This window comes from Lysinibacillus capsici (assembly GCF_020217405.1).
GTDB classification, from domain to species: domain Bacteria; phylum Bacillota; class Bacilli; order Bacillales_A; family Planococcaceae; genus Lysinibacillus; species Lysinibacillus capsici.
Genome location: NZ_CP084108.1, coordinates 3680148 through 3696573 on the forward strand (window position 1 = coordinate 3680148; position 16426 = coordinate 3696573).

Here is a 16426-nt window from a genome sequence, read left to right on the forward strand (position 1 = left end):
TTTGTTTACTACAGCTAGTATGAAAATAAGGAAAAGACACTTTTACACATTGCTGATTGGGGTGGAGCCAGCGTCACTCCTAGGGGACTTAGCTGGCGAAATCACCCCCTCACCTTGCAAACTCGCTTTTTCTGCTATTAACATCACTATTTTAATAGTATGTATTAATTTGCAAATGGCAAACTTGCCAAAATGCCATTATATAACTTTAATACGACATAAACAATTAATGTTAAAAGAATCGTCCACATAAAAAGCTCAAAGATTAATAGTCCGATTGTGCCACCCATTGATATAAAATGGCTCATTTTATAAATCAGATAAATAAAGTAGGTAAATATCGTTATAACAAAAATACCTATTAAAACATAAATAAATTGGATGGCAAATGCAGAACACATAGCACCTACAAATAAAATAATATAGCCACCTCGAGCCTGACTAACTGTGGCTCCTTCGTTGTCCTTTGAAAAGAACAGCATTCCTACTTCATGAATAGTTTCGCCTACAAGTTTAAGAGCAGAAAATAACATAAAAAAAACAATGGCAAAGACGATAAGAAGAAATACACGTAATTCAAAATCTGATAAAAACTCTCGCATTCCTGAATACACACCGATGGCTTGAAAAATCTGCAAAGATTTACCAACAGCATACATCCCAAATGTCAAACTAAACAATAAAATTGTAATTAATGGTAGATAACCATAGATATATGGGTTCTTCATAAAAAATTTTTTTCCTCTATTTTTATTGATAACTTCCTATTTATAATATAACGAAAATTCTCCAATGACCGCAAGCTAAATCCCAATAGTACATATGCATTCCCAATTAAAGTACGTTATAATTGATTTACTTACCTGCATAAAGGAGGGTTTTTTTGTTACAAGTACTTTATATTTTTATTCCAATGCTTGTTGCAATATTAGTGCCATTATTATATAAACGCATGAATAATATTCACACAGGTTGGTTTGTTCTTGCTGTACCTGTTACGCTTGCTGTTATTTATGCAACGTATATTGCTCAAGTTGCTAAAGGTGAGGTATTTACTGCAGAGCTACCTTGGATTCCATCGCTTAATATTTCCATCATCTCATATTTAGATGGACTTAGCTTATTATTCTCATTACTCATTACTGGAATTGGCTCGTTAGTAGTGCTTTACTCCATTTTTTACTTAGATAAACATAAAGAAAAATTACATAACTTTTATGTTTACTTACTGTTATTTATGTCAGCCATGCTGGGAGTAGTACAATCAGATCATTTAATTACACTTTATTTCTTCTGGGAGCTAACATCCATATCATCATTTTTACTCATTGGCTATTGGTATAATCGGGATGCCTCACGCTTCGGTGCATTAAAGTCTATGATGATTACAGTTGGCGGCGGCTTAATGATGCTAGGAGGCTTCGTTCTTCTTTATTTAATGGGAGGAACCTATTCTATTCGAGAATTGATTGTCATGGCACCAAATTTAGTAGATCAGCCTTTATTTACTTGGTCACTTGTCCTATTACTCTTGGGAGCATTTACAAAATCCGCGCAATTCCCATTCTACATTTGGTTACCAGATGCCATGGAGGCGCCAACACCAGTAAGTGCATACCTTCACTCAGCTACAATGGTTAAAGCAGGTATCTATTTAGTTGCACGATTTACACCGATATTTGCAGCCTCTGAGCTTTGGGTCTGGCTTGTAACAGGTGTCGGTATCTTAACTTTATTCTGGGGCTCCTTCTTTGCAGTCAAGCAAACTGATTTAAAAGGTATTCTAGCATTCTCTACAGTCAGTCAGCTTGGACTTATTATGTCACTACTTGGGGCAAGTGCTGTTGCTTTTCATGCAAATGGCTCAGTCGATACCATTAAGTTTGCTGCATTTGCTGCCATTTTCCACCTTATTAATCATGCAACATTTAAAGGCAGTCTCTTCATGATTGCGGGTATTGTTGATCATGAAACAGGAACTCGAGATATTCGTAAACTCGGTGGTTTAATGAGTATTATGCCAATTAGTTTTACTGTGGCTGCAATAGGAAGTTTATCAATGGCTGGTCTTCCACCATTTAATGGCTTCTTAAGTAAAGAAATGTTTTTAACAGCCATGCTTGCACTTCAAAAGTTTGAATTTTTAGGCTTTGAAACATGGGGAGCACTTTTCCCTATTGTTGCGTGGATTGCTAGTATTTTTACATTTATCTATAGCTTCTATTTTGTTTTCCGAACATTTAATGGAAATTACAAACCGGAGCAGTTACCTCATAAACCACATGAGGCACCGATTGGTATGCTAATTTCTCCTATGCTTTTAGCGGCTTTAGTTGTGACAATCTTCTTTATTCCAAACTTTATAGGTAATACCTTTGTAAAACCAGCCGTTCAAGCGATACAGCCATTTTTGTATGATTCGCCTCAAGCTGTTGATATTCATGTATCTGCTTGGCATGGTAAGATCACTCCTGAGCTACTGATGACTATTGGAATTATAATAGTTGGCGTATTGTTATTTGTTGCCTTACCAAAATGGCAAGGGATGTATCAACGATTCCCACAAGCGTTAACATTAAACAATGCCTATGACAAAATCATGCAGGGATTAGATATTGGCTTAAATCGTTTATCTAGACGCTATATGACAGGTTCTATGCGTCACTATTTACTCTATATGTTTAGCGGAATAACTATTATTGTTATTGGCTCTCTATTTGTGAAAGATGCATTTAGTATTTCATTCCAAGGAGCCTCCCCAATTAATCTATATGAAATTATCTTGATCATTGTCTTATTAATTGGTACTGGCATCACCATTTTGGCAAAATCACGATTAACGGCCATTATTGGGCTTGGTACTGTTGGCTATACAGTAGCCTTATTCTTTGTCATTTTTAACGCACCTGATTTAGCGCTGACCCAGCTCGTTATAGAAACGATTTCAGTAGCACTATTTTTATTAGCATTTTACCACCTACCTAAGCTTGGTAAACGCGAGGAGCGAATGAGGTTCCAGTTAAATCGTGCCATTGTTTCCATTGCAGTTGGTGTGATGGTAACACTTGTTGCGTTATCAGCTCATTCCCAAAAACTAATTCCCTCTATTGCTAAGTACTACGAGGAAACCGTCTATTCATTAGCTGGTGGCGGAAACATTGTAAACGTAATTTTAGTAGACTATCGTGGTTTCGATACATTGTTTGAAATTACAGTACTCGGCATAGCTGGCATGGGCATCTTAGCTATGATTAAGTTACGTATGAATAGAAAGGAGAACACTCATGAAAACAAATGATATGATAATACAATTTACAGCTAAAATTGTATTTTTCATTATTTTCTTCTTCTCCATTCATATTTTTTTAGCTGGTCACTATACGCCTGGTGGAGGCTTTGTTGGTGGTCTGTTGACATCAAGTGCACTTGTTCTTTTAGTGTTAGCCTATGATATCAACACAGTCCGCCATATTCTACCGATTAATTACACATATTTAACAGCCATTGGCTTACTATTAGCCCTTGCTACTGCGGCATACCCAATGTTTGTGGGCAAACCGTTTTTCACACATTTCTTTGATTATTTCGATTTACCGCTTCTAGGCAAACAGTCATTACACACGGCTATGCTTTTTGATAGCGGTGTCTATTTGGTTGTTGTCGGCGTTACGATGACCATTATTCAAACGATTGGAGAGGATGAATAATGGAAATAATTATGGCCTTTGTGATTGGCTTTCTCTTTATGGCAGCGGTCTATTTAATCTTATCAAAAAGTTTATTGCGCATTATTATTGGAACAGGTCTGTTAAGTCATGGTGCTCATCTACTCATCTTAACAATGGGTGGTCTTGGTGGTGAAGCTCCTCCTGTCTTAAACGAAGGAGCCAAAACATTTGCTGATCCTTTACCCCAAGCACTTATTTTAACTGCGATTGTTATAAGCTTTGGGGTGACAGCATTCTTCCTTGTACTTGCCTACCGTTCCTATCAAGAGCTTAACACGGATGATATTAGCTTAATGAGAGGAAGTGATGAGGATGAATAACTTCCTACTATTACCCATTATCATCCCGTTTTTCTTCGGTATGATTTTAATGTTTGGACAAAAAAATCTAACTTATCAGCGATCATTTTCATTACTCGGGATTGGACTAGCCCTCCTCTCAGCCCTTTCACTGCTTTTAAAAGTGAAAGAAGATGGTATTCAAAAGGTCACATTTGGAAATTGGCCTGTTCCTTACGGTATTACAATGGTATCTGATATGATGTCTGCATTGCTCGTTACAACGACATTGCTTATTGCGCTATTTGTTGTTTGGTATGGCTTCGGTTCTATTACTAAGGAACGCGAACGCTTCTTTTATTACCCTGGTATTATGTTTATTTTAACTGGGGTCAATGGTGCCTTTACAACAGGCGATATTTTTAACTTATTTGTGTTCTTTGAAGTATTGTTAATGGCTTCCTATTTACTTATCGTTTTAGGTGGTGAGAAGGGGCAACTGAAAGGGTCTATTAAATATATTTTAATTAATGTTATTTCTTCGGCCTTATTTGTTATAACCGTTGCCTATTTATATTCTGTAGTAGGGACATTAAACATGGCTGATATTGCGGTAAAAATTGCTGAAATTAATCAACCAGGAATTATTACTGTTATTGCCGTACTATTTTTAATGGTATTTGGACTAAAAGCAGCTATTTTCCCATTATACTTTTGGCTTCCTACTTCGTATGCAGCAGCCCCGATCCCTGTCTTAACTCTATTTGGCGCTCTGCTCACAAAGGTTGGGGTATATGCCATTACACGTACCTATACACTATTTTTTGTACATGATTTATCCTATACACATGATTTACTAATGGCATTAGCTATTGCAACAATTGTGGCTGGTTGTATTGGAGCACTCGCTTATTTTGATGTAAAGCTCATTATTATCTATAACATTGTCATTGCAGTAGGTGTCATTTTATTTGGTGTCTCTCAAATGAATGAGGCTTCTTTAAAAGGAGCGATGTTTTATTTAATACACGATATGCTGATTAAGGCAGCACTCTTTATGTTAATCGGCATTATCATCTATATTACTGGTACATCTGACTTGCGTAAAATGGGTGGGCTTATGAAAAAATACCCTGCACTGGGTTGGTGTTATTTAATGGCAGCGTTTGGTTTAGCTGGAATTCCACCACTTAGCGGGTTTGTTGGAAAGCTGTTAATTGTTCAGGGAGGCTTTGAGGCTGGAAGTATGTGGAGCAGTATTTTCATTTTAGCATCTTCACTGCTTGTTTTACTATCCGTGATTCGTATTTTCCTTTATGCCTTTTGGGGTGAGGAAAAAGAAACACAAGGTACCGTCGACAAATCTACCTATAAAATGCTGTTTATGCCTACTGCCGTTTTAGTACTTATTACAGTCGCATATGGTGTGGGTTCTGAATGGATTACGCCATTTATGGATGATGCTGCAAAACTATTAAATGATCCATCTATCTATATAGATGCTGTGATGAAGGAGGATTAGCACTATGGCATTTCAAATGATTTTAAATTTTGTACTTGCCTTCGTCTGGATGTTCCTTTCCTCTAATTACACAGCAACTGGTTTTATCATAGGATTCATTATGGGAATAATTTTACTCTTTCTCATGCGGAGGTTTTTCAAGTCGCGTCTTTATGTCTATCGATTATGGGCCATTCTAAAATTAACTTTGTTGTTCTTAAAAGAGTTAATTTTAGCAAATGTTCAAGTATTGAAAGTAGTATTAAAGCCAAAGTTGGACATGCAACCTGCCTTTTTTGCTTATCCAACTGTTCTAACACAAGACTGGGAAATCACTTTATTATCAAGCCTTATTACTCTAACACCAGGAACAGTCGTAGTGCATGTATCAGACGATGCGAAAACATTGTATGTACATGCAATTGATATTAATGATGCAGATGAAGCCATTGCGTCCATTCGAGATTCATTTGAAAAAGCGATTTTGGAGGTGAGTAAATCATGACAACATTTATTATTGCTGTAATCGTAGTGATTTGCTTATCAATGATAGCGGTCATTTATCGAATGGTAAAAGGTCCTTCCGCATCCGATCGTGTTGTAGCTTTGGATTCACTTGGGGTTTCACTCATTTCCCTAATCGGACTATTTTCGATTTTAGTGGAAACAAGCTTCTTTCTTGAAATCATTTTATTGCTAGCAATTTTATCGTTTATCGGTACGATGGCTTTCTCTAAATTCATAGAGAAAGGAGATATCATCAAACGTGACAATTCTCGCTAATAGTTTAGTTATCTTTTTCATTACTGTTGGAGTACTCTTTATTGTCGTGACAGCTATCGGACTTGTCCGATTACCTGATTTATATACACGTGCCCATGCCGCTTCAAAAAGTGCAACACTTGGCGTCATGTGTGTATTGATTGGTGTATTCTTTCACTTTTGGCTGATTGAAGATCATTTCAACCCTCGTATTTTACTGGGGATACTCTTCCTCTTTATCACTGGTCCTGTTGGCGGACACATTATGACGCGTTCTTCCTATATTGCTGGTGTTAAGCCATGGAAAGGTACTGTACGTGATGAACTAGGTCCTGAAATTGACAGAATGAAAAAGGAACAAGGTGTAAAATAAATATAAAAATCTGCCCGATTACAAAATCGAGCAGATTTTTTTAGTTAAATATATCCCTTGGCAGTTAAAATATTTGTCAGTTGCTCCACACATTCTTCTATAGAATGCTGTTCTGTATCCAAAATAACTTCTGGGTTAATTGGTTCTTCATATGGAGCGCTAATCCCTGTAAAATTAGCAATTTCAGCATTCCTTGCTTTTTTATACAAACCTTTAGGATCTCTTTTTTCACATGTTTCTACTGAACACTTTACATAGACCTCTAAAAATTCACCATCCTCTACAAGTTCACGAACTACCTGACGATCTTCTCGATAAGGTGAAATAAAAGCTGTTAGTACAATTTGACCGCTCTCTATAAATAGCTTTGAGACTTCACCTATTCGACGAATATTTTCTTTGCGCCCTGCCTCATCGAATCCTAAGTCACTATTTAAGCCATGACGCACATTATCACCATCTAATACGAAGGCTTGATTGCTCCTTTCAAATAATCGACGGGCAAAAGCATTGGCCACTGATGATTTCCCTGAAGCAGATAACCCCGTAAACCATAAAATAAAGCTTTGATGTTTATTTTGTGAACGGCGTTCTTCTTTTGTAATGGAGGCTTCATGCCAAACAATGTTTGAACTCATTTCACTACCTCCTTACTCATGCCTTTAATTAAAATGTCTACGACTTCTTTACGACTGAATGTACTTGGTGGTACTTCTCCATTTCGTAGCATCTCACGTACCTTCGTTCCTGATAGGATGACATGGGCAGAGCTATCATGTGGACATGTCTTTGTCGTAGCCATGCCTTCACATTGCTGACAATAAAAGCTATGCTCAAATTTTAGTGGGACAATTCCTAATTCATCTTCAGTAAACTGTTCAAAAATCTTTTGTGCATCATATGTGCCATAATAATCACCAACGCCTGCATGATCACGACCAACAATAAAATGAGTACAGCCATAATTTTTTCTAACAAGTGCATGGAAAATAGCTTCCTTTGGTCCTGCATACCGCATAGCGGCTGGAAAAATACCTAATTGTACACGACTTTCAGGATAATAGTTTTTTAATAAAACCTCATAGCTCTCCATACGTATAGCAGCTGATACATCATCTGACTTTGTTTCACCAACAAGTGGGTTTAGAAATAACCCATCAATCGTTTCAAGTGCTGCCTTTTGAATATATTCATGCGCCCTATGGACTGGATTACGTGTTTGGAAGCCAACAATGGTTTTCCATCCTTTGTCAGCAAATAATTGTCGTGTTTCTATTGGGTCAAATGAATAAGCAGGGAACTTTTGTGTAAGACGTTTAATTAACGTAATTTTTCCTCCAACATAAATGGCAGGACGATCAAAAAGCTTTTGAACGCCCGGATGTGCTAAATCCTCTGTTCCATAGACAAGTAAAGCCTCTTTTCGTTTATTCGGCTCATAAATATCTGCTACTTCAATAACGCCATATACTTCATCACCATAAACCAGCTTTACCTCGTCACCAGGCTGTAAAATGGCTGCTTTCTCTTTTGTAACAGGTAGTGTAATCGGAATACTCCATACTACACCTGATGCTAAACGACTTTGTGCCACGACTGACTCATAATCTATTTGTGTTAAAAAACCTTCAATTGGGCTATACCCCCCTATAGCAATTAGCTCTAAATCACTCAACGAAATCGCATCCAACTCAATTTCCTTATGAATAGATGTGATTTCTTTTTCTGGATTAAATGCTTGCACAAGTAGCCCACCATGTGGTTGTAGACTCATTAAAATCTCCTCCTAATTCTAGTTAAATACTAAGTTTTATAGTCAAGAGCTAGTGAAGGCATGATTCAATTTAAATACCTTCCCCTGCATCATAGATAGACTGCTCTTCTTCACGCATCGTACGCATCAGACTAATAACCCCTAGCGTCCCAACAATAATGCTGCCATTTAAAATAATGGCATAAAGGTCTTTTTCTAAAAAAAACTGCACTAAAAAATAAGAAATGACTAATGAAAAGATGGGTGATACAACCCAAATACGTATAATTTTTTTCACAATATGCTTATGGAAGATTTGCTTTCCGTTTTTCGCCATCCCTACCCCAATGATGGATGAAGAAGTGACTTGTGTTAAGGGTACTGGAAGCCCAAAAATGGAGCTTACGCCAACAAGCAATGCACCTGTACTTGAAATGAGAATGCCCTCAGCCTTTTGAAAGCGCACTATTTTTTTACCGTTTGTTTCAAGCACTCGTTTACCAAGTAGCATAGCACCTATTGCGACAAATGCACCGCCAAGCACAATGCCTGTTGTCACATCCATCATTCCTGCTCCCACCAATGGTCCAACTGCATTGGCAACATTATTCATACCCGCTGAAAATGCTTCAAAAAATCCTGCTAATACGAGAAGAACAGTTAAAATTGGCCGATCTTTCAGCAGCCCTCTTTTTTGTAACTTATATAATAACTTTCCACATACAAGAGCAATGACAAAGGCAACAAGCGGTACAATCACCCAAAATGATATAATGACAAGCAGCGAATTGACGAATAAAACTTTATAGGCAATTCCTACACCCACGACAGCACCCACTGTTACTTCACTCGTTGATAAGGGAATGCCTAAAAGATTGGCGAAAAATAACGAGCTTGTCGCAGAAATCAAGATAATGATGACAACCTTTACCGTAATATATTCCTGGGGCATAATGCCTGAGCCTATCGTTTTGACTACCTCTCCTCCGCCTAATACAGCTCCACTGTATACGCCTATCGCGCATAAAAGCAATGCTTGCCACGCTTTTTTGATGGCACCTGCCCCATAAGCAACACCCATTGAGGCTGCTGCTCCGCTTGCCCCTATGTTCATCGCAAAAAATAAGCTAATAGCTATTGCAATATATTCAAGCATGGCAGAACTCCTTTATTCATGTAACCCGCACTCGGTTTTACCAGAACCTTGCCATCTACCTGAACGTAAATCCTCCATTGTAAATGCTGGTTTCGTACAATGCTCACAGCCGATGCTTGGATAGCCTTGATCGTGTAACGGATTATATGGCAAACTGTGCTTTGAAACATAGCGCCAGACATCCTTCCAAGTCCAATGAATCAATGGACAAACTTTAATCGATTTGAATTTATCGTCACGATTTAGAAAGTTTGTTTGTTGACGTGTTGGTGATTGCTCACGACGTAAGCCTGATATCCAAGCCTTTTTACCTGATAAGGCTTCGTGTAAAGGTTTTATCTTACGAATATCACAGCACTTATTTGGGTTGGACTTCCATAGCTCGTCACCATGTTGTATAGCTTGTTGCTCTAGTGTAAGGGCTGGCTTTTTCATGACAATGTTGAGTTGTGGATATTTTCCTTTGACTTTATTAATGGTTTCATATGTTTCTTTAAAGTGTACATCTGTATCCAAAAAAACAATCGTAGCGTTAGGCTTTACCTTTGAAATGAGATCAATTAAGACAATGCCCTCAATACCAAAGCTACATGCATAGACGATTTCATCTCCATATTCTTGATAGCTCCACTGTAAAACCTCTAGTGCAGCCTTATACAAATCATCAACCTGAAAATCAATGATCGGTTCTTGCCAATTTTCGTAAGTTAACATCGAATCCCCCTCATAGCAAAAAAGGCGTTCTAACAAAAGACATAGGAAAAACAGGTCTTTGTTAAAACGCCTCTAGTTTGACTAGCCAGCTCTATATTTAATGATTGTTCACTAGTAGTTGCTACCTCGTATCACAATCATTCTACTTATTACCAAATATATACTAAAGTACACCAAGCAGTCAACTAGGTTTTTTAAATATCTTTTCCTTACACCCATTTTTTTGTTCTTTGCAGAATATGATGAATGGTATCTAGGGACACTTCCATTAATTTTCAAAATAAATAATCTTTTTTATAATTCCTTGTTGACTAATAGGAAATATATGTTTAATGTATTACTAAAGCTTTGACCTAAATAAAAAAACGCTGATCAGAGGATCTGAAGGCCATCTACCCAATGTTGTCATGTCATTGTGGGTGATGGCTTTTTGCATTCTTAAAACAGAAAAGGGGCGGATTAACTATGAGAAAAAAGAGCTATGTTCTCCAATCATTAGCATTTTTAACTATTCTAACGCTTAATTTAACTGGCTGTGGAAGTGCTAACTCAGATGAAAAAGCAAGCGGCCAGGAAGACAAGAAGTCTGTAGAGCTACTAAATGTATCCTACGATCCAACACGGGAGCTTTACGATGAGTTCAACAAAGATTTTATAAAAAAATGGAAGGATGATACTGGCCAAGACGTCACAATCAATCAATCACATGGTGGATCTGGCAAACAGGGACGTGCAGTTATAGATGGTCTTGAAGCCGACGTTGTGACACTCGCACTGGCTTACGATATTGATGAAATTGCTCAAACACGTGAGCTGCTGAATAAAGATTGGCAAACCGAATTTGATCATAATTCGACGCCCTATACATCTACAATTGTTTTTTTAGTTCGAAAGAGCAATCCAAAAAACATACAAGATTGGGATGATTTGATTCAAGATGATGTATCTGTCATTACACCTAATCCCAAAACATCTGGAGGTGCACGTTGGAACTACTTAGCTGCTTGGGCTTATGCCGGAAAGTTATATAACAATGATGAGACAAAAATAAAAGAATTTATGACATCACTTTACAGCAATGTAGAAGTACTTGATTCTGGCGCTCGTGGAGCTACAACAACATTCGTAGAACGTAAAATTGGAGATGTCTTAATTGCTTGGGAAAATGAAGCATACCTCTCTCTCAATGAATTAGGTAAGGATGAATTTGAAATCATCACGCCTTCATTAAGTATTTTAGCAGAGCCACCAGTTGCAGTTGTAGACAAAATCGTAGCTAAAAAAGGGACACGTGAAGTCGCTGAAGCTTACTTACAGCATTTATATAGTGATACAGGGCAAGAAATTGCGGCGAAAAATTATTATCGCCCACGTAGTGAAACGATTCTAGCAAAATATAAAGATCAATTCCCACAGCTTGAACTTGTTTCCATCGATGATTTTGGTGGTTGGTCACAAGCACAAGCAACCCATTTTAAAGATGGTGGTACCTTTGATGAAATATACGTACCACAATAAGGAGCGTTTTGATGAGCAGTTTAATCATTCCTAAAAAATCGCATCGAATTATTCCAGGCTTTCATTTATCTCTTGGTTATACAATGCTTTACGTAAGTTTACTAGTGTTATTACCACTTTCCATGATTTTCATTCATACTATGTCCTTAAGCTGGTCAGCATTTATCGATATCATTACAGATCCCCGTGCTGTTGCTTCCTACAAAGTGAGCTTCAGCACTGCACTGATTGCAGGCTTACTAAATGTTTTTTTCGGTACGACTATTGCATGGGTTCTCGTTCGCTATCAATTTCCCTTTAAACGAATCATTGATGGGCTTGTAGACTTACCTTTTGCATTGCCTACTGCTGTCGCTGGAATTGCTTTAACATCTCTTTATGCACCAAATGGTTGGATTGGTCAATTTTTTGATTTTAAAATTGCCTTTACACCTCTTGGCATCATTATTGCTTTAACCTTTATCGGGCTACCCTTTGTTGTACGAACGGTCCAGCCTGTCTTACAAAATATCAGTGCTGAGGTGGAGGAAGCTTCGGCAAGCCTTGGAGCCAATCGTTTACAAACCTTCCGTAAAGTCATCTTACCAGAGCTAGTACCAGCTATTTTAACTGGCTTTTCCTTGGCCTTTGCGCGCGCTTTAGGTGAATATGGCTCGGTTGTTTTTATTGCAGGAAATATGCCGATGAAAACGGAAATTACGCCGTTGATTATTATGACAAAGCTTGAGCAATATGATTATGCGGGGGCAACTGCCATAGCTGTTGTCATGCTTGTGACATCCTTTATTTTGTTGTTCACCATTAACTTGATACAATGGCTAGCCAATCGTCGGTTTGTACATTAGGAGGTACTATATGGAACAATCAACTTTTATTCAGCAGGCTAGTGCAGAAAAAAGGAAAGCAGCTACTCAGTCTGCTGCCTTACAGGAGCCTCGTATTATTCGCTATACGTTAACATTTATTGCCTTAGCTTTTTTAGCTTTCTTTATCGTACTACCTTTAGTATCTATTTTTATTACAGCCTTTCAAAAAGGAGCCGATGTTTACTTTGCTGCGATTACACATCCAGATGCATTAGCTGCTATTAAGCTTACTTTCATCGTCCTAGCCATTACTGTACCCCTCAATGCGATCTTTGGCGTAATGGCTGCCTGGGCACTTACAAAGTTTAATTTTAAGGGGAAAAATCTATTACTTACTATGGTCGATTTACCTTTTGCAGTTTCACCTGTTATCGCAGGTTTAGTGTTTATTTTATTGTTTGGCTCACAGGGACTATTTGGTGATTGGTTGTTTGCACATGATATTAAAATTGTTTTTGCACTACCTGGCATTGTCCTTGCCACAATTTTCGTCACATTGCCCTTTGTTGCACGTGAATTAATACCGCTGATGCAAACCCAAGGTATATCTGAGGAAGAAGCGTCCATTTCATTGGGGGCAAGTGGCTTTAAAACCTTTTGGTATGTCACATTACCCAATATTAAATGGGGACTATTCTATGGTTTGATTTTATGTAATGCACGAGCCATCGGAGAATTCGGGGCTGTGTCTGTGGTATCTGGTCATATCCGTGGCATGACAAATACGATGCCCCTTCATATTGAAATTCTCTATAATGAATATCAATTTGCAGCAGCCTTTGCAGTTGCTTCTTTAATGAGCGTAATGGCCATATTTACATTAATTGTAAAAGACATTATTGCTTGGAAATCAAAATCTAGTTAAAAGGAGATGGTCTGAATGAGTATACAAATTCAAAACGTATCCAAAAAATATGGGTCCTTTCAGGCACTAGAGGATATATCCGTACATATTCAGTCTGGGGAACTAGTAGCACTGCTTGGCCCTTCTGGATCAGGAAAAACCTCATTATTACGTGTGATTGCTGGGCTTGAAACAACGGATGTTGGCAATATTTTATTTGATGGTCAATCCATCACAGATCGCCATCCAAAGGAACGTAATGTGGGCTTTGTCTTTCAACATTATGCGCTTTTTCGCCATATGACGGTCTTTGACAATGTAGCTTATGGCTTGAAGGTACGTCCTCGAAAAAACAGACCTTCAAAACAACAAATCAAAAATAAAGTGATGGAATTATTACAACTTGTGAAGCTTGAAAATTTCTCAGATCGGTATCCAACACAGCTTTCGGGTGGGCAACGACAACGTGTCGCTCTGGCAAGAGCGCTTGCCGTAGAGCCAAAGGTACTGTTACTAGATGAACCATTTGGAGCTCTCGATGCAAAAGTACGTAAGGAGTTACGTCGTTGGCTTCGAAAGTTACATGATGAATTTCATATTACAAGTATTTTTGTGACACATGACCAGGAGGAAGCTCTCGATGTTGCAGATCGCATTGTGGTCATGAACAATGGCAAAATCGAGCAAATTGGTAGTCCAGACGAGGTCTTACAAATCCCAAAAGTCCATTTGTCTATGACTTCTTGGGTAATGTCAATTTATTTAAAGGTCGCTTACATAATGGTAAGCTCATGCAGGGCGAAATTGTACTTGATGTACCTGATGCCCTAACACATTCAGAGGACAATGCGATAGGCTATGTACGTCCACATGATATTCAGATTGAGAAAACAAGTATTCCAGGTACGGTTCCTGTTAAAATCAGCCACATTCATTTACTAGGCCCTATTGTCCAAATTGAGCTACGTCGTGAGGATCTTGATGAATTTTTAGAAGCGGAGTTATCAAAAGAACAATTTCATCTTCTTCAACTGAAGGTGGGCGATCAGGTATTTGTAAAGCCGAAACAATTAAAGGTGTTTATTCCTGAAGATTATTCTATATAAAAAAACCATGTAGCAAAGAAAAATTTGCTACATGGTTTTTATTTTTAATGAAATTCTCTTCCATCATAAACAGCTGTGACATACCCTACACGAATGACAAAGTCTCCAAAATGCTCGCCCTCTAAACGTTCCTTTGAAAAATGCAAAAGAATTGGTCGTAGCTCTGCTAAAATTTCCTCTTCACCAATATTTTCACGATAGATTTTATTTAAGCGATTGCCTGTAAAACTTGCACCAAGGTACATATTGTATTTCCCTGGCCCTTTGCCAATAAAGCCGATTTCACCCATTGCTGCACGTGAACAGCCATTTGGACAACCAGACATACGAATAACAATTTCTGTTTCATTTAAGCCAGCCTCATCAATAATGGTATCAATTTTTGTTATAAGAGAGGGTAAATAGCGTTCTGCTTCTGCCATGGCTAAGCCACATGTCGGTAAAGAAACACAGGCAATAGAATTGCGGCGTAAGGCAGAATAATGTGCACCGTCTGTTAGCTTGTATTGTTCAATAAGCGTATTTATTTTTTTCTTTTTCTGGGGGGCTACATTGCTAATCATTAAATTTTGGTTCGGTGTTAAACGAAAATCACCCGTGTGCACCTTAGCTATTTCACGTAAGCCAGTTAACAACTGATAATCCTCAAAGTCTTTTATACGGCCATTTTGAATAAATAACGTATAATGCCAATGACCATCTGCCCCTTTTACCCAGCCAAATTCATCACCTGTACGCTCAAAAGTATAAGGACGAGCCTGCTGAATTTCCCAGCCTAGACGACGCGTTAATTCTTCTTGGAACCATTCAAGTCCTCTCGCATCAATTGTGTATTTAAATCGTGCATTTTTACGGACAGAGCGATTCCCATAATCACGCTGTATCGTGATTATTTTTTCTGCTGTTTCTAGTAATTTATCTGGCGTTATAAAGCCAATCTCACGAGCAAGCTGTGGATAGGTTTCATGATCACCATGTGTCATGCCCATGCCTCCACCAACCGCTACGTTAAAACCAACAAGCTGATTGTCTTCAACGATGGCAATCAGTCCGATATCTTGTGAAAAAACATCTACATCATTACTTGGTGGAATCGCAATACCAATTTTAAATTTACGCGGCAAATATTGAGCTCCGTAAATCGGTTCAATTTCTACATCCTGACTATCTACTACCTTTTCTCCATCTAACCATAATTCATGATAAGCGCGTGTTCGCGGCAGTAAATGCTCACTTAGTTTCGCAGACCAATTATAAACCTCTTCATGTAATGCAGACTGGTTTGGATTGACATTACACATCACATTACGGTTCACATCTCCACATGCAGCAAGAGAATCCAATAACACCTCATTGATTTCCTGCATATATTTTTTAACATTCCATTTTAAAATGCCATGTACTTGAAATGCTTGGCGTGTTGTTAATTTTAAAGAGCCATTGCCATACTTTCGAGCCATTTCATCCATCACAAGCCATTGCGCTGGGGTAGCTGCTCCACCTGGTGTTCGTACACGTACCATAAATTGATAGGCCGGTTCCAGCTTTTGTTTCTGACGTTCATTCCGAAGATCTCGATCGTCCTGTAAGTAACTGCCATGAAATTTCATAAGGCGATTATCGTCCTCTGGAATACCAGAGCTTAATGGATTGTTCATGGTACGTTCGAGTGTTCCACGTAGGTAATTACTTTCGGTTTTAATACGCTCTACATCGCTTGGTTTCCCAGGCTGTGGAGGTAACACTATTTTTTCAGTCATTCTTTATCGCTCCTTTAATCCATTACACCTCAGCGTATTGGGCATACCTGAGGGTTTACTTGCTAAC

16 protein-coding genes and 1 pseudogene are annotated in these 16426 nt (G+C 38.2%); 11 read left to right on the forward strand and 6 right to left on the reverse strand.

Features of this window, described 5'->3' with window-relative positions; genetic code table 11:
• Positions 1–164: 164 nt before the first annotated feature.
• Entirely contained in the window at positions 165–728 is a 564-nt protein-coding gene (locus tag LCP48_RS18215; protein ID WP_004228386.1) for a DUF5366 family protein, read from the reverse strand.
• 155 nt (positions 729–883) lie between these two features.
• Between LCP48_RS18215 and LCP48_RS18220 the strand changes: the two genes are divergently transcribed.
• The 7 genes from LCP48_RS18220 to mnhG are packed head-to-tail and all read left to right on the forward strand — an operon-like array spanning position 884 to position 6642.
• Complete coding sequence (locus tag LCP48_RS18220; RefSeq protein ID WP_004228383.1) at positions 884–3298, forward strand: Na+/H+ antiporter subunit A; 2415 nt, start codon at positions 884–886, stop codon at positions 3296–3298.
• Positions 3285–3707, forward strand: a complete 423-nt coding sequence (locus LCP48_RS18225; protein ID WP_225340406.1) for a Na(+)/H(+) antiporter subunit B — start codon at positions 3285–3287, stop codon at positions 3705–3707. The genes LCP48_RS18220 and LCP48_RS18225 overlap by 14 nt, the downstream gene beginning before the upstream one ends.
• Positions 3707–4048 (forward strand): Na(+)/H(+) antiporter subunit C, encoded by a 342-nt coding sequence (locus LCP48_RS18230; protein WP_004228379.1) that lies wholly within the window; start codon positions 3707–3709, stop codon positions 4046–4048. Before LCP48_RS18225 ends, LCP48_RS18230 begins: the two co-directional genes overlap by 1 nt.
• Entirely contained in the window at positions 4041–5528 is a 1488-nt protein-coding gene (locus tag LCP48_RS18235; RefSeq protein ID WP_301281716.1) for a Na+/H+ antiporter subunit D, read from the forward strand. The genes LCP48_RS18230 and LCP48_RS18235 overlap by 8 nt, the downstream gene beginning before the upstream one ends.
• 4 nt (positions 5529–5532) lie before the next feature.
• Positions 5533–6012, forward strand: coding sequence for a Na+/H+ antiporter subunit E (locus LCP48_RS18240; RefSeq protein ID WP_004228376.1), 480 nt, complete (start codon positions 5533–5535; stop codon positions 6010–6012).
• Complete coding sequence (locus LCP48_RS18245) at positions 6009–6290, forward strand: Na(+)/H(+) antiporter subunit F1 (RefSeq protein ID WP_004228375.1); 282 nt, start codon at positions 6009–6011, stop codon at positions 6288–6290. Before LCP48_RS18240 ends, LCP48_RS18245 begins: the two co-directional genes overlap by 4 nt.
• Positions 6274–6642 carry a monovalent cation/H(+) antiporter subunit G gene (mnhG, locus tag LCP48_RS18250; RefSeq protein WP_004228373.1) on the forward strand — a complete coding sequence of 123 codons (369 nt, stop codon included), beginning with the start codon at positions 6274–6276 and terminating at the stop codon, positions 6640–6642. The genes LCP48_RS18245 and mnhG overlap by 17 nt, the downstream gene beginning before the upstream one ends.
• A 44-nt stretch (positions 6643–6686) precedes the next feature.
• Here mnhG and cysC read toward each other — a convergent pair whose 3' ends face one another.
• The 4 genes from cysC to LCP48_RS18270 form a co-directional block, all read right to left on the reverse strand.
• Entirely contained in the window at positions 6687–7280 is a 594-nt protein-coding gene (gene cysC / locus LCP48_RS18255) for an adenylyl-sulfate kinase (protein WP_225340407.1), read from the reverse strand.
• Positions 7277–8416, reverse strand: a complete 1140-nt coding sequence (gene sat, locus LCP48_RS18260; protein ID WP_225340408.1) for a sulfate adenylyltransferase — start codon at positions 8414–8416, stop codon at positions 7277–7279. Before sat ends, cysC begins: the two co-directional genes overlap by 4 nt.
• Before the next feature lie 70 nt (positions 8417–8486).
• On the reverse strand, positions 8487–9551 hold the full coding sequence (locus LCP48_RS18265) for a sulfate permease (protein WP_225340409.1): 1065 nt from the start codon (positions 9549–9551) through the stop codon (positions 8487–8489).
• 12 nt (positions 9552–9563) lie between these two features.
• Positions 9564–10265, reverse strand: coding sequence for a phosphoadenylyl-sulfate reductase (locus LCP48_RS18270; RefSeq protein WP_225340410.1), 702 nt, complete (start codon positions 10263–10265; stop codon positions 9564–9566).
• A 465-nt stretch (positions 10266–10730) separates the two neighbouring features.
• Here LCP48_RS18270 and LCP48_RS18275 point away from each other — a divergent pair, with 465 nt between their 5' ends.
• The 4 genes and pseudogenes from LCP48_RS18275 to LCP48_RS18290 all read left to right on the forward strand — a co-directional run bounded on the left by LCP48_RS18275 (position 10731) and on the right by LCP48_RS18290 (position 14599).
• On the forward strand, positions 10731–11783 hold the full coding sequence (locus tag LCP48_RS18275; protein WP_202342502.1) for a sulfate ABC transporter substrate-binding protein: 1053 nt from the start codon (positions 10731–10733) through the stop codon (positions 11781–11783).
• 11 nt (positions 11784–11794) lie between these two features.
• Positions 11795–12628 carry a sulfate ABC transporter permease subunit CysT gene (gene cysT / locus LCP48_RS18280; protein ID WP_004228356.1) on the forward strand — a complete coding sequence of 278 codons (834 nt, stop codon included), beginning with the start codon at positions 11795–11797 and terminating at the stop codon, positions 12626–12628.
• Positions 12629–12638: 10 nt separating this feature from the next.
• Positions 12639–13514 carry a sulfate ABC transporter permease subunit CysW gene (cysW, locus tag LCP48_RS18285; protein ID WP_225340411.1) on the forward strand — a complete coding sequence of 292 codons (876 nt, stop codon included), beginning with the start codon at positions 12639–12641 and terminating at the stop codon, positions 13512–13514.
• 15 nt (positions 13515–13529) lie between these two features.
• Positions 13530–14599: pseudogene (locus LCP48_RS18290) on the forward strand (sulfate/molybdate ABC transporter ATP-binding protein).
• A 44-nt stretch (positions 14600–14643) separates the two neighbouring features.
• On the opposite strand, the gene cysI reads toward LCP48_RS18290, so the two are convergent.
• Positions 14644–16359, reverse strand: coding sequence for an assimilatory sulfite reductase (NADPH) hemoprotein subunit (gene cysI / locus LCP48_RS18295; protein ID WP_004228351.1), 1716 nt, complete (start codon positions 16357–16359; stop codon positions 14644–14646).
• Between the last annotated feature and the right edge of the window lie 67 nt (positions 16360–16426).

Bases quoted from the DNA above. Each gene is read 5' to 3' on its own strand.
- LCP48_RS18215 (WP_004228386.1), bottom strand. From the start codon at position 728: ATGAAGAACCCATATATCTATGGTTATCTACCATTAATTACAATTTTA.
- LCP48_RS18225 (WP_225340406.1), top strand. From the start codon at position 3,285: ATGAAAACAAATGATATGATAATACAATTTACAGCTAAAATTGTATTT.
- LCP48_RS18230 (WP_004228379.1), top strand. From the start codon at position 3,707: ATGGAAATAATTATGGCCTTTGTGATTGGCTTTCTCTTTATGGCAGCG.
- LCP48_RS18235 (WP_301281716.1), top strand. From the start codon at position 4,041: ATGAATAACTTCCTACTATTACCCATTATCATCCCGTTTTTCTTCGGT.
- LCP48_RS18240 (WP_004228376.1), top strand. From the start codon at position 5,533: ATGGCATTTCAAATGATTTTAAATTTTGTACTTGCCTTCGTCTGGATG.
- LCP48_RS18245 (WP_004228375.1), top strand. From the start codon at position 6,009: ATGACAACATTTATTATTGCTGTAATCGTAGTGATTTGCTTATCAATG.
- cysC (WP_225340407.1), bottom strand. From the start codon at position 7,280: ATGAGTTCAAACATTGTTTGGCATGAAGCCTCCATTACAAAAGAAGAA.
- sat (WP_225340408.1), bottom strand. From the start codon at position 8,416: ATGAGTCTACAACCACATGGTGGGCTACTTGTGCAAGCATTTAATCCA.
- LCP48_RS18265 (WP_225340409.1), bottom strand. From the start codon at position 9,551: ATGCTTGAATATATTGCAATAGCTATTAGCTTATTTTTTGCGATGAAC.
- LCP48_RS18270 (WP_225340410.1), bottom strand. From the start codon at position 10,265: ATGTTAACTTACGAAAATTGGCAAGAACCGATCATTGATTTTCAGGTT.
- LCP48_RS18275 (WP_202342502.1), top strand. From the start codon at position 10,731: ATGAGAAAAAAGAGCTATGTTCTCCAATCATTAGCATTTTTAACTATT.
- cysT (WP_004228356.1), top strand. From the start codon at position 11,795: ATGAGCAGTTTAATCATTCCTAAAAAATCGCATCGAATTATTCCAGGC.
- cysW (WP_225340411.1), top strand. From the start codon at position 12,639: ATGGAACAATCAACTTTTATTCAGCAGGCTAGTGCAGAAAAAAGGAAA.
- cysI (WP_004228351.1), bottom strand. From the start codon at position 16,359: ATGACTGAAAAAATAGTGTTACCTCCACAGCCTGGGAAACCAAGCGAT.